The sequence below is a fragment of the Lacrimispora sphenoides genome (genome assembly GCF_900105215.1).
GTDB classification, from domain to species: Bacteria; Bacillota; Clostridia; order Lachnospirales; family Lachnospiraceae; genus Lacrimispora; species Lacrimispora sphenoides_A.
This window is the reverse complement of record NZ_FOIP01000001.1, coordinates 1,728,053-1,740,307: the sequence shown is the minus strand read 5'-3', so window position 1 is coordinate 1,740,307 and position 12,255 is coordinate 1,728,053. Positions and strand designations below refer to the sequence as shown.

Here is a 12,255-nt window from a genome sequence, read left to right as displayed (position 1 = left end):
TTTGCGGCAAGGTTAGCCTTCCATTTGACGGCCTAAAAATCCGGCGGCCGTTGTAGCCAGCTTTATTTCCATATCTCCAAAACGTGCTCTGGGTTCTCTGCTCAATAAAGCTACTGCCCCAATTGCATCGCCCTCACAGATAATGGGAGCCACCACCTGAGCCGTTATCCCTTCCAGAGTTTCCCCTGACAGAGGAATAAAGCTCTTGTCATCCTTTCCTGACACCACGACCGTGCGTTCATTGATAAGGTTCTCCAATTGCTTGCTGATGGTCTTCTGCAGAAGTTCCTTCTTAGATCCTCCTGCCACAGCAATGATCTGATCTCTGTCGCTGATACATACGGTAAGTCCGGTAGTTTGAGCCATGGCTTCTGCATATTGGGAAGCAAAAGCAGTAAGTTCTACCATCGGAGAATATTTCTTTAAAATGATTTCTCCTTCCCTGTCTGTAAATATTTCAAGCGGAGTCCCTTCACGTAACCGGAGCGTCCTTCTGATTTCTTTCGGTATAACTACACGTCCCAGGTCGTCAATTCGTCTTACAATACCAGTTGCTTTCATAATTAAAATTCCTCCATCTTGTGCGTTTTTATATCACTGATATTATTTTGCTACGAAAGCAACAGATTATACTTAAGTCTGCCATTTTTCCCAAAATTTAAAATCAGGGCCGACTTGTTAAAAAAAAGTCGAACCCTGATTTTTTAATCAGACTTAGTAAATTGCTTGAAGAAGCCGGGGTTTTCCCAGTTTAGAAGTCACCCTGTCTGACACGGCGTATCACTTGCTTTGAGGATGACAGATATCTCTCATGGGCTGCCTTTGCAGCTGCGTTATCTGGAACGGGGGTTACAAAATGGTTTTCAAAAGAACCATATTTTTGAATTGTCAATTCATTTGAAACTCTCTGTAGAAGATACATACCTAAAACGTCCATAGCTACCACCTTTCTCCGGAACATTAATGGGAACAAAGAAAGCATCTGGGACAAAAGCCCTTCTTCTACTATTATTATATCACAAATAAGACAAAAATCAACCAGATGAACGGTATTTTAGAAGTCAATTTTCATATTTTTTCATTCTTTTCTGACAATTCCAACATTTGCTTTAATATCACCTCAGCCTGGCTGATCATGGCATCGGTGGACTGATTTTTCTTTCTGTCAAGATACGTAAGCCTTGGTATTTCTCCCATCTGGAACTTTAAATCGCCACGGTACTGATCAATGATCTTCGGAATTCCCTCTACCTTAAGCCTTGCATTCTTATACATGGTCAGGCGGACCTCCTGGCGGTTAATATTAACCTCTGTCACATAGGCGCTGTGGGCCAGAGCCTTTAAGCCAGCCACCTTAAGCAGGTTATCAACCGGTTTAGGAATGTCACCGAAACGATCCATCAGCTCATCCTGCATATCCATATATTCCTCTTCATTCTCAATGCTGGAGATCCGCTTATAGATATCAAGTTTTTGATATTCGTTCTTAATATAGGAAGTGGGGATGTATGCATCTATGTCACAGTCCACCACGGTTTCATAGCTTTCTTCTTCCTTCCTCTGTCCTTTAAGCTCTAAAACCGCCTGATTTAAGAGCTTGCAGTAAAGGTCATATCCTACTGCTTCCATGTGTCCGTGCTGTTCCGCTCCCAGAACATTTCCTGCCCCCCGGATTTCTAGATCCCGCATGGCGATCTTGATCCCGGAACCCAGTTCTGTAAATTCACGGATGGCCTGCAGACGTTTTTCTGCCTCCTCCTTCAGCAGCTTATCCCGCTTATACATTAGAAATGCATAGGAAGTCCGGCTGGAACGGCCTACACGCCCACGAAGCTGATATAGCTGGGAAAGGCCCATGCGGTCCGCATCCTGGATGATCATGGTGTTGGCATTGGCAATATCAAGTCCGGTCTCAATGATGGTGGTGCATACCAGGACATCGATTTCACCATTAACAAAATCAAACATGATCCGCTCCAGTTCATGCTCGTGCATCTGCCCATGGGCAAAGGTTACCGCTGCCTCGGGAACCAGACTGGCAATGTGGTTTGCTACCTCGTCGATGTTGCTTACCCGGTTGTATACATAATAAACCTGTCCTCCGCGGGAAAGCTCCCGGTGAATGGCCTCCCGCACCATTTCATCGTTATGCTCCATGACATAGGTCTGAATTGGCATACGGTCTACGGGAGGTTCCTCCAGCACGCTCATGTCACGGATACCAACCAGACTCATGTGCAGGGTCCTTGGAATGGGAGTGGCCGTTAAAGTCAGCACATCAACATTTTCTTTCAGCTGCTTGATCTTTTCTTTATGGGCCACGCCGAAACGCTGTTCCTCATCAATAATAAGAAGGCCCAGATCCTTAAACTGCACATCCTTTGACAAGACCCTGTGGGTTCCGATCACAATATCCACCAGTCCCCGTTTTAAATCCTCCAGGGTCTTTTTCATCTGCCCCGGAGTCCGGAAACGGGACATTAAATCCACCCGGACAGGGAAATCTTTCATACGCTGGGCAAAGGTATTATAGTGCTGCTGGGCAAGGATGGTTGTCGGAACCAGGTAGACGACCTGTTTACCGTCCTGCGCCGCCTTGAATGCAGCCCTGAGGGCGATTTCCGTCTTTCCGTATCCAACGTCCCCGCAGATCAGACGATCCATGATCTTCCTGCTTTCCATATCCGTCTTGGTCGCCTCTATGGCATCCCACTGATCCTCGGTTTCCTCATAAGGAAACATCTCTTCAAATTCATTCTGCCAGACCGTATCCTCTCCGTACTGAAATCCATGGGTCTCCTGCCTGGTCGCATAGAGCTGTACCAGCTCCCTGGCAATCTCTTTTACCGCGCCTTTTACCCTGGTCTTAGTCTTGTTCCACTGGTCCCCTCCCAGCCGGTTCAGTTTTGGTTTTTTCGCCTCGGCTCCGGCATACTTCTGGATTCCGTCAAGCCTTGTCGCAGGAAGATATAAGTTCCCGTTGTCCGCATATTCTACCTTTAAATAATCCTTGATGACTCCATCCTGCTCGATTTTTTCGATTCCCCGGTAAATACCAAGACCATGTTCCTCATGGACTACGTAATCACCGATGGAAAGATCGGAAAAGTTTTGAATCTTGGTTCCTTCATAGGAGGTCTTTTTCCGTTTCCGCTTCTTTTTTTCCACACCAAACATATCGCCTTCCGTTATGACGATAAATTTTATCATGGAATATTCAAAGCCCCGGTGGAGGTTTCCATAGGTGACCAGAATCTCCCCTGGCTTTACCTCCTGACCCTCTCCCCCATCATCAGGACAGTAGGCCCGTAAATCATACTCTCTTAGATCTCCTGCCAGACGGCTGGCCCTGGTCCTGGAAGCGGATAAAAGGATTACCCGGTATCCTTCCTTTTTCCATCTGGTTAAATCCTTTATTAATAGCTCAAACCCATTCTGATAGGTATTTACATTCTTCACCTGGAAGCTATAGCGGTTTTTTACTGTAAAACCGGGAAGCTTCTGCTCTAAGCCGGTCAAATAAACCGTTGTCTTTGTCTGGACCCTGGCCAGCATCTCTTTTGCAGTATAAAGAAGACCGGTCTGTCCCGGAAGGAGGTAACCGTTTTCCAGGCGGTGTATCATGCTTTCCCTGAACTCCATTTCAACGGTTTCCCCTTTTTCCTTAAGCCGTTCCGGCTCATCCAGAAAAAGTACCGAATTTTCCCCGCGGAAATACTCCAGAAAAGACACGCTCTCCTGGCAGAAGTAATGGATATAGCCGTCCAGCCCATGCTGCCGGAACCCTTCCTTAAGCCCTTCCAAAAATTCGGATACAATGGAACGGATCCTGGCGGACTCCTGTATTTTTGACTGTGCCCTTAAATCCTTCTCGTATTTTTTTAATTCCTTTTCCAGGACTTCGATTCCCTCCTGGATCTGACTCCCTGTCAGAGCCATCTCCGTGGCAGGATAGATCCGTATGCTCTCTAACTGTTCAATGGATCTCTGGCTCTCAATATCAAAGGTTCTGATGGAGTCAACTTCATCATCCCACAGCTCAATACGCACCGGAAGCTCTTCGGTTAAAGGGAATACGTCAATGATCCCGCCCCTGATGGAGAACTGCCCCATGCCATCTACCTGGGCCATACGTTCATATCCCAGCTCTGTAAGACGTTTTTTCCATTTTTCCACGTCAATGGTTTGACCGCCTTCCACAGACAGCACCTGTTTCTTAAGGTACTCAAGCGGTAGGAGGTGGTCCATAAGCCCGTCAAAGGTCGTGACAACCCAGCCAGAGGATTTCTCCATTAAATGACGGAACACGGTCATACGCTGCTTGGTCAGCAGGTTTCCGTGGATGTCCGCGCTGAAAAACAGAAGATCCCTGGCCGGATACAGCCAAACATCAGGATCAAAGAAGCGCAGGTCCTCATAGATCTCCCTGGCTCTGGTGTCATCATAAGTGACTACCAGCCTTAAGCCTTCCTGTTTTGCCGATTCATACATCAGATGAACCTTTTGGGAATCCATACAGCCGCTGGCCATGACAGGTCCGGCTCTTTTTAACAGATCACCGGAAAGGTCCTCAAAATCCTTTAATTCCCTCAATGGTTTTTCAAATAGATCACTCATGAAATCTCCTTACTTCTTCCTGTTAAAATGGTTCATCGCCGCTTCCGCTCCCTCTGTAACCACCATAATAGCTGCTTCTGCTGCATCCTTGTACGCCTGGTCCATGATCGCTGCCTGTTCTCTGGGGAAACGGCCTAAAACATAGTCTGCCAGGTCCATTTCCTTTGGCTTTTCACCAACTCCCACCCGGATCCTTAAAAATTCCTGAGTTCCCAGATGGCTTATGATGTTCTTTAAGCCGTTATGGCCTCCGGCGCTTCCCTTTGACCGGATTCTTAACTGGCCTTCCGTTAAGTTGATGTCATCACAGATGATAATGATGTGGTCTGGCTCCACCTTATAAAAATCCGCCATAGCCCGGATGCTCTCTCCGCTTAGGTTCATAAAGGTCTGTGGTTTTGATAAAATAACCTTTTCCAATCCGATCCTTCCGGTCCCATAAAATGCTTTGTGCTTTTTTTCCGTTACCCTGGCATCCAGTTTGTCCGCCAGAACGTCCACAGCCTCAAACCCTACATTGTGTCTGGTTTTTTCATATTCCCTGGTGGGGTTTCCTAATCCTGCGATGATATACATGATGATTCTCCTTATTATTGTCTATATTAATTACGGTTCCGATTCATGACTTTTTAGGGGTTTCTAACGCCCGAAAAGCGCTAGATTTCCCAAAACCGGGGGTCTAACGCTGCTTTTTTTATTTTAACAGTTCATTCTTAAGATGTAAAGGCAAACACCGCCTTTTTATTTTTAAACAGTTGTAAAGAAAAATACATCCAGTTATAATAAGGATAATTTTGCATCAGAAGAATGACCGCTTAAAACACCAGGAAGGCGCCGCCTTTTAGGCGCTCTGTCCGATTATTCCTTTTATGAATCCGGCATAATAGAACGTCCGGCCTGTGCCAATGACCACATAGAGCCGTTCTTAGACCATAAGATTCCCCATTTATGGAGCTACTACTGCACCGCACAGTGCGTGGACGTCGCCAACCGTTTCATGGCAATGCCCTCTGCAAGGAACCGGGTTTACGGCCTTCAGGTATATAAATATGGGATTGAGGGAATCCTTCACTGGGGATTCAATTTCTATAATTCCGCATTTTCCCTCCGCCACTTAAACCCTTATGAGGTGACAGACTGTGATGGGAGTTTCCCTTCCGGTGATGCCTTCCTTGTTTATCCGGGGCCTGACGGTGTTCCGGAGGAATCCATACGCCTTATGGTTCTTTACGAAGCCATACAGGATCACAGGGCACTAAAGCTGTTAGAGCAGTATATTGGAAAAGAGGCTGTCATTGAGCTTTTGGAGGAAGATTTATCCGAACCCATCACCTTCCGTTCCTATCCGAAATCAAACGCCTATTTTATGGGGGTGAAAAATAAGATCAACCGGATGATTAAAAAATACATATAAAAAAGTTCTTCCGAAGAATGGATATCTCTTGTGTTTTCCGTATCCACTATGATAGAATAAAGCTGTTGCGCTTATATAAGTTCATAATCGGTTGATCGTATCTACCAACTACCATAATAGTTGACTATAAGGGTTAGAAGGAAAAGGAGTGATGTTCATGAAGGATGTTTCAAAAAATTACGACGTCATCATCGTTGGTGCAGGCCCCTCAGGTATTTTCTGTGCCTATGAGCTGATCGAGAAAAAGCCGGACCTTAAGATTCTTATGATCGAAAAGGGCCGCCGGATCGAAAACCGGACCTGTCCCAAACGGATAACAAAAACATGCGTAGGCTGCAAGCCATGCTCCATCACCACAGGCTTTGCAGGAGCCGGAGCATTTTCCGATGGAAAATTATCCTTATCACCTGATGTTGGCGGAAACCTCCCTGAAATACTTGGATATGATAAAACAGTGGAGCTGCTTAAGGAATCAGACAACATTTACTTAAAATTCGGCGCAGACACCAATGTTTACGGCGTTGACAAACAAAAAGAGATTCAGGAAATCCGCCGTAAAGCCATAGGAGCCAACTTAAAGCTGATCGAATGTCCCATCCGCCATTTGGGTACGGAAGAAGGCTATAAGATTTACACCCGCCTCCAGGAGCATTTATTGGAGCAGGGGGTTGAAATGGCATTTAACACGATGGTAAAGGATATTATCATCGAAAATAATAAAGCAACAGGCGTTATTACAGATAAGGAAGAGATCTGCTATGCACCGGAGATCGTGTCCGCCATCGGCCGCGAAGGCTCTGACTGGTTCAGCCATATCTGTGAAAACCATGGAATTGAAACCAAGGTGGGAACTGTAGATATCGGAGTCCGGGTAGAGGTCCGGGACGAGGTCATGGAATTCTTAAACAAGAACCTTTATGAAGCAAAGCTTGTTTACCATACCCCTACCTTTGACGACAAGGTTCGTACCTTCTGTACCAATCCTTCCGGCGAGGTAGCCACGGAATACTATGAAAACGGGCTGGCGGTTGTCAACGGTCATGCCTACAAATCCCAGGAATACAAGACAAACAACACCAACTTTGCAATCCTGGTATCCAAAAACTTTACTAAGCCCTTTAAGACCCCCATTGAATACGGCAAGCAGATCGCCCAGCTGAGCAACATGCTCTGTGACGGCAAGATCCTGGTGCAGACCTTTGGCGATTTCCAAAGAGGCAGACGCACCACAGAGGAGCGCTTATGCCGCAACAATCTGATCCCCACCTTAAAGGATGCGGTACCCGGCGATTTATCCCTGGTATTTCCTCACCGCATTATGGTTGACATAAAAGAAATGCTTCTTGCCCTGGACAAGGTAACTCCAGGTATTGCCAGCGAAGAAACTCTGTTATACGGTGTAGAAGTAAAATTCTATTCCAATAAGGTTGTGGTCAATACAGACTTTGAAACCAGCGTGGAGGGCCTGCGCGCCATCGGCGACGGTGCATCTGTAACAAGAGGGCTTCAGCAGGCATCTGCCAACGGCTTAAGCGTAGCCAGAAGCATTCTTACAGCTATGAAATAAGAGTAAAAAAGAGTAAAAATAAGTATTCCACGTAAGTATATAAAAAACAGATGGAAGCATCGGCTGATGCTCCCATCTGTTTTTTCTCTATATTCGATCAAGCCAGTCCCAGCTTCTTCATCGCATAGGCCACTCCATCGTCTTCCACATTTTTTGTATAAAAGGTTGCATAAGGCTCAAGCTCCACGCTGTGATGCCCCATAAGGATGCAGTTCTTCGCATATTCAAACATAGATAAGTCATTGGTACTGTCACCAAATACATAGGCATCTTCCAGAGCGATCCCATAGTGCTTTAAAACCAGTTCAATGGCTGTTGCCTTGGAATACTGAGAAGGAACGCATTCATAAAACCCACTACCCCGGTCAATGATCTCAAAGTCCAGTCCCAGAGCCCGGGAAAAGCCCTTTAAATCACTTTTTTCGTCTGCAAAAACACAGAACTTATCAAAGTCGTAGCAGTCCTCTTCCCAACCGTAGGGCGATAAGTTCCCTTCCCGTTCTACGATCTGCTTCATTCTCTCCACCTGTGGAAGGCGGGAGGTTCCCTTTTTAAAATAACAGCTTTCCGTTCCTTCTAAAACTCCATCCAGGTCATATTCCTGTATGATGCTCTTGAGCTCAATTCCCCGCTCGTGAGGGATTGTCGCAGAAAAAAGAACCTGGTCTTCCGCTATAATACGGGTTCCGCAGCCACAGCAGTAGCCATCCACCTGGATCAGCTCTTTGATGGAACCGATCAGGCAATCGGTACGTCCGGAATTGATGAATACCAGATGACCATTCTTTCGAGCCTGTGCAATTGCCTCTTTTGCGCTCTCAGGCACATTCCGGTTTACCTCGGAAAATAGCGTGCCGTCAATATCGAAAAACAAGGCCTTTCTTTTCTCGCTCATCGGTCACCCCGAAAGCATATGGTCCCTGTTGTTTCATCCATGCTTTCCACAATGGCCAGGGACTCTACCAGGATTCCTTCCGCTCTTAATCGATCTCCGCCGGGCTGGAAGCCCTTTTCAATCACGATTCCTGCACCAACCAGCTTTGCACCGGAATCCTTTACGATAGCAGCCAGACCTTCCAAGGCTTTTCCGTTGGCTAAAAAATCATCAATCAGCAGTACCTTGTCATCGGCTCCCAAGAATTCCTTGGAAACCATGATGTCATAGGTCCTACCGTGGGTAAAGGATTCCACCGGGGTGGTATATACATCACCTGCGATATTCTTAGTCTTGGATTTCTTTGCAAATACCACCGGTACATCAAAGTACTGGGCCACGATACAGGCTATGCCAATGCCGGAAGCTTCAATGGTTAAAATTTTATTGACTTCATAATCGGCAAAGCGTCTCTTAAATTCCTTTCCAATTTCTACGAACAGCTTGATATCCATCTGATGATTTAAAAAACTGTCTACTTTCAGCACATCACCGGACTTTATCTTTCCATCTTTCCGTATTCTGTCCTTTAAAAGCTGCATAAAGGTTCCCCCAATCGTAAATTATTCATTATTTAATAACTGCGTTCTCTGTAAGGAAATCCATTACTTTATTGTTAATAATATAATCATCTACATCAAACTGGCCTGCGGTCTCGATCATCTTTTCAGCGCTTTCATAACCCATCTGCTCTGCAACTTCCTTACGATCTTCATCTGTAATTGTGATTCCCTCTTTTTCCGCTATGGCGTTTACGATCAGTCTCTGTTCTACAGTCGCCTCTGCCTGAGTCTTTATGATGTTCTTAAAGTCCTCTTCTCCCATTCCTGTAAATGCGCCTACAAAGGTCTTAAAGTCCATACCGTAAGCTGCTGCCTGGTTTGAATATCTGGCAATCATGTTATTGAAATTGGCATCAACTGCTTCCTGCTTTGGTTCCACTTTAGAACCATTTAAGATGGCAGTGTAAATATCGCTTTTCATCTTCTGCTCTGCTTCATCATTTTTATTCTGTAAAAGAGTCTGTTTCTTGTCTTCCTTGTATTCATCTACTGTCTTAAAGGATGTAGTTTCCTGAACAAAAGCATCGTTTAATTCGGGAACCTGCTTTTCTTTAACGGTATTGACTGTTACATCAAATAACACAGCCTTTCCTGCCAGATCCGCATTCTGATAACCTTCCGGGAATGTAAGGTTTAAGGACACCTTGTCCCCCTTTTTCGCACCTACAAGACCGTCTTCAAAGCCTTCGATAAACTGTCCGGAGCCAATTGTTAAGTCATAGCCCTGAGCTGTACCGCCGTCAAAAGCAACGCCATCCTTGGTTCCTACGTAGTCAATATTAACCACATCGTCCTTCTGAATAGCCCGGTCAACCTCAACATCCTTTGCACTTACGGATAAATCGTTCTGAACCGCCTGGTTCACTTCGTCATCAGTCACTTCTACCGGTTCCTTGGTCACTTCAATTCCCTTATAATCTCCCAGGGTAACGGTACCATTATCCACACCAGTTAAATCCTCAACAGCCAAAGTTTCCTGTGCTGAGCTTTCCGTTGCTTCCGTTTCAGTTTCTGCAGGCTTTTCTGCCGGCTTTTTAGAACATCCGGTAATAAGAGCGGCGGCAACCAAACCGCACATACAAACTTTAAAAATTTTCTTCATAATATGATCCTTTTTCTTTCTATTTTTAATAATTGATTAAAAAAGTGCTTCTAGTCAGTTATACCATATCGGGCAAGGTAAAAAAAGCTTTTTCCCGAAATTAACAAAAATTTCAAAATTCCGTTATATTTAACCGGATCAGGTAAGTCCCCTATTTCAAATGTGAAAAACATTATTTGTAAAATGCCCGAAAAGCCTTGTATGTATTGTACACATCAAGCTTGGAAGAAAGCTCAAAGGGAGAATGCATGGAAAGAATAGGAACTCCTAAATCCACCACATCCACATTCATATGAGCCACATATTTGGCAATGGTGCCGCCGCCGCCCTGATCCACTGCGCCAAGCTCTCCGATCTGCCAGTAAATACCTTCCTGCTCCATCATGGCGATGATCTTTGCCATAAGCTCCGCACTTGCATCGTTGGAACCTGATTTGCCCCGGACACCGGTGTACTTGGTCAGGACGCAGCCTTTGTTTAAAAAGCAGGAATTGCGGTCTTCATATACCTGGCCAAAGGTGGGATCATAGGCCGCATTGACATCGGAGGATAAGCAAATGGAGTTTCTAAGCACCTTTCTTACATCCACTTGAGCCATGGCAGCCAGATCCTGAATGTAGTGAAGCACAAAATCGGAATCTAAGCCGGTATTTCCCTCGGAACCGACTTCCTCTTTATCTGCCAGAACGGTAACCGTCGTATATTCAGGCATGTTGGCATCGATTTCAGCCATCAGAGCCGTATAGGCACATACTCTGTCATCCTGCCCGTAAGCACCGATAAGGCTATGATCAAGTCCTACGTCACAGGCCTTCTGGGCCGGTACCAGCTCAATCTCAGCGCGGAAGAAGTCCGCTTCTGTAATTCCATAGCGGTCATTAAGCAGCTTTAAGGCCAGAAGCTTCACAGGCTCCTTAAGCTCCGCCTCGTCAATAAAGGGAATGGAACTAATGAGTACATTCAGTTCCTCGCCCTTTAAACCATCTCTTAATTTTCTGTCATTTTGTTCACTTGCCAGATGGGGAAGCAAATCTGTCACGCAGAATACGGGATCGCCTTCCTTTTCACCGATGTTTAATTCCACAATCTCACCGTTTTTCTTAATGATCACCCCGTGGATGGCTAAGGGAACTGTTCCCCACTGGTATTTCTTGATTCCACCGTAATAATGGGTCTTAAAATAAGCCAGGTCATTCTTTTCAAAAACAGGATTGGGCTTTAAATCAAGCCTTGGGGAATCGATGTGAGCTCCGTTGATGCGAAGTCCCTGTTCCATTTCCGCTTTGCCGAAGGTGGTTGCAATGATGGCCTTGCCGCGGTTCACGTAGTACACTTTATCGCCAGTCTTATAGTTTTTTCCGGCGTCAAAGGGACGGTATCCCTGCATCTCAAGCATTGCCACGGCCTCTCTGACACATTCCCGTTCGGTTTTTCCGTTGTCCAGAAATCTCTTATAGCCCTCGCAGAACATCTCCGCCTCTTCACGCTGATAAGGCGCCTCCTTTGCGATATGCGGAAATTTAAATGTCAGTTCTTCCTGCAATTGTTGTCCTTTTGTTTTCTCCATTTCGTGATTCCTCCATATTCTTATGATAATTAATTAACAGATTTCATCGCTGTCAAGGACCAGAGTAAACGGTCCGTCGTTTAAAAGCTCTACCTTCATGTCGGCTCCGAAGCTTCCATGCTCTACCTGGTTTCCATAGGTCTTTAACCGCTCCACCACGTATTCATAGAGACTGTTTGCAAGCTGCGGTCCTCCTGCCTTTGTAAAGCTTGGGCGGTTGCCCTTCCTGCAGTCTGCATAAAGGGTAAACTGGCTGACCACCAGGATTTCCCCTCCCACATCGGTAAGGGAAAGGTTGGTCTTCCCATTTTCATCGGGAAAAATCCTTAACTTGCATATTTTATCTGCCATTTTATCGGCAATGGCTTCCGTATCCGTATCAGACACTCCCAAAAGAAGCAGAAAGCCTTTCCCAATGGCGCCGATCTGCTGCCCATCCACAGTAACCTTTGCATGGGCAACCCGCTGTAAAACAATCTTCATATCTATTC

The 12,255-nt window shown here is 45.7% G+C and carries 11 protein-coding genes and 1 riboswitch; of the genes, 2 read left to right on the top strand and 9 right to left on the bottom strand.

The window, feature by feature from the left end:
* Nucleotides 1-12: 12 nt before the first annotated feature.
* The 4 genes from spoVT to pth all read right to left on the bottom strand — a co-directional run bounded on the left by spoVT (nt 13) and on the right by pth (nt 5,193).
* Complete coding sequence (gene spoVT / locus BMW45_RS07935) at nt 13-561, bottom strand: stage V sporulation protein T (RefSeq protein ID WP_092242011.1); 549 nt, start codon at nt 559-561, stop codon at nt 13-15.
* A gap of 190 nt (nt 562-751) precedes the next feature.
* Nucleotides 752-937, bottom strand: a complete 186-nt coding sequence (locus BMW45_RS07930; RefSeq protein ID WP_092242008.1) for a hypothetical protein — start codon at nt 935-937, stop codon at nt 752-754.
* 131 nt (nt 938-1,068) lie between these two features.
* Nucleotides 1,069-4,617 (bottom strand): transcription-repair coupling factor, encoded by a 3,549-nt coding sequence (gene mfd / locus BMW45_RS07925; RefSeq protein ID WP_092242005.1) that lies wholly within the window; start codon nt 4,615-4,617, stop codon nt 1,069-1,071.
* Nucleotides 4,618-4,626: 9 nt separating this feature from the next.
* The gene (gene pth, locus BMW45_RS07920; RefSeq protein WP_092242002.1) at nt 4,627-5,193 is read right to left on the bottom strand and encodes an aminoacyl-tRNA hydrolase; all 567 of its coding nucleotides are present in this window, start codon (nt 5,191-5,193) and stop codon (nt 4,627-4,629) included.
* 274 nt (nt 5,194-5,467) lie between these two features.
* On the opposite strand from pth, the gene BMW45_RS07915 reads away from it, so the two are divergent.
* Both BMW45_RS07915 and BMW45_RS07910 read left to right on the top strand, forming a co-directional pair.
* A complete protein-coding gene (locus tag BMW45_RS07915; RefSeq protein WP_330390778.1) occupies nt 5,468-6,031 on the top strand; it encodes a DUF4091 domain-containing protein in 564 nt (187 codons plus the stop codon).
* A gap of 51 nt (nt 6,032-6,082) precedes the next feature.
* Nucleotides 6,083-6,178, top strand: a riboswitch (purine riboswitch).
* Nucleotides 6,179-6,188: 10 nt separating this feature from the next.
* Nucleotides 6,189-7,598 carry an NAD(P)/FAD-dependent oxidoreductase gene (locus tag BMW45_RS07910; protein WP_025230372.1) on the top strand — a complete coding sequence of 470 codons (1,410 nt, stop codon included), beginning with the start codon at nt 6,189-6,191 and terminating at the stop codon, nt 7,596-7,598.
* Between the two features lie 97 nt (nt 7,599-7,695).
* Here BMW45_RS07910 and BMW45_RS07905 read toward each other — a convergent pair whose 3' ends face one another.
* The 5 genes from BMW45_RS07905 to dtd form a co-directional block, all read right to left on the bottom strand.
* Nucleotides 7,696-8,493: a Cof-type HAD-IIB family hydrolase gene (locus BMW45_RS07905; RefSeq protein ID WP_092241999.1), complete on the bottom strand. Its 798-nt coding sequence runs from the start codon at nt 8,491-8,493 to the stop codon at nt 7,696-7,698.
* On the bottom strand, nt 8,490-9,074 hold the full coding sequence (locus tag BMW45_RS07900; RefSeq protein ID WP_092241996.1) for a xanthine phosphoribosyltransferase: 585 nt from the start codon (nt 9,072-9,074) through the stop codon (nt 8,490-8,492). The genes BMW45_RS07905 and BMW45_RS07900 overlap by 4 nt, the downstream gene beginning before the upstream one ends.
* A 28-nt stretch (nt 9,075-9,102) precedes the next feature.
* Nucleotides 9,103-10,197, bottom strand: a complete 1,095-nt coding sequence (tig, locus tag BMW45_RS07895; RefSeq protein ID WP_092241993.1) for a trigger factor — start codon at nt 10,195-10,197, stop codon at nt 9,103-9,105.
* 172 nt (nt 10,198-10,369) lie between these two features.
* Nucleotides 10,370-11,764, bottom strand: a complete 1,395-nt coding sequence (locus BMW45_RS07890; protein ID WP_025230376.1) for an aminopeptidase — start codon at nt 11,762-11,764, stop codon at nt 10,370-10,372.
* Nucleotides 11,765-11,797: 33 nt separating this feature from the next.
* Entirely contained in the window at nt 11,798-12,247 is a 450-nt protein-coding gene (gene dtd / locus BMW45_RS07885; RefSeq protein WP_025230377.1) for a D-aminoacyl-tRNA deacylase, read from the bottom strand.
* Nucleotides 12,248-12,255: the final 8 nt, after the last annotated feature.

What these genes read in the sequence shown, in the direction of transcription:
- spoVT (WP_092242011.1), bottom strand. Translation starts at nt 561, where the DNA reads ATGAAAGCAACTGGTATTGTAAGACGAATTGACGACCTGGGACGTGTA.
- BMW45_RS07930 (WP_092242008.1), bottom strand. Translation starts at nt 937, where the DNA reads ATGGACGTTTTAGGTATGTATCTTCTACAGAGAGTTTCAAATGAATTG.
- mfd (WP_092242005.1), bottom strand. Translation starts at nt 4,617, where the DNA reads ATGAGTGATCTATTTGAAAAACCATTGAGGGAATTAAAGGATTTTGAG.
- pth (WP_092242002.1), bottom strand. Translation starts at nt 5,193, where the DNA reads ATGTATATCATCGCAGGATTAGGAAACCCCACCAGGGAATATGAAAAA.
- BMW45_RS07910 (WP_025230372.1), top strand. Translation starts at nt 6,189, where the DNA reads ATGAAGGATGTTTCAAAAAATTACGACGTCATCATCGTTGGTGCAGGC.
- BMW45_RS07905 (WP_092241999.1), bottom strand. Translation starts at nt 8,493, where the DNA reads ATGAGCGAGAAAAGAAAGGCCTTGTTTTTCGATATTGACGGCACGCTA.
- BMW45_RS07900 (WP_092241996.1), bottom strand. Translation starts at nt 9,074, where the DNA reads ATGCAGCTTTTAAAGGACAGAATACGGAAAGATGGAAAGATAAAGTCC.
- tig (WP_092241993.1), bottom strand. Translation starts at nt 10,197, where the DNA reads ATGAAGAAAATTTTTAAAGTTTGTATGTGCGGTTTGGTTGCCGCCGCT.
- BMW45_RS07890 (WP_025230376.1), bottom strand. Translation starts at nt 11,764, where the DNA reads ATGGAGAAAACAAAAGGACAACAATTGCAGGAAGAACTGACATTTAAA.
- dtd (WP_025230377.1), bottom strand. Translation starts at nt 12,247, where the DNA reads ATGAAGATTGTTTTACAGCGGGTTGCCCATGCAAAGGTTACTGTGGAT.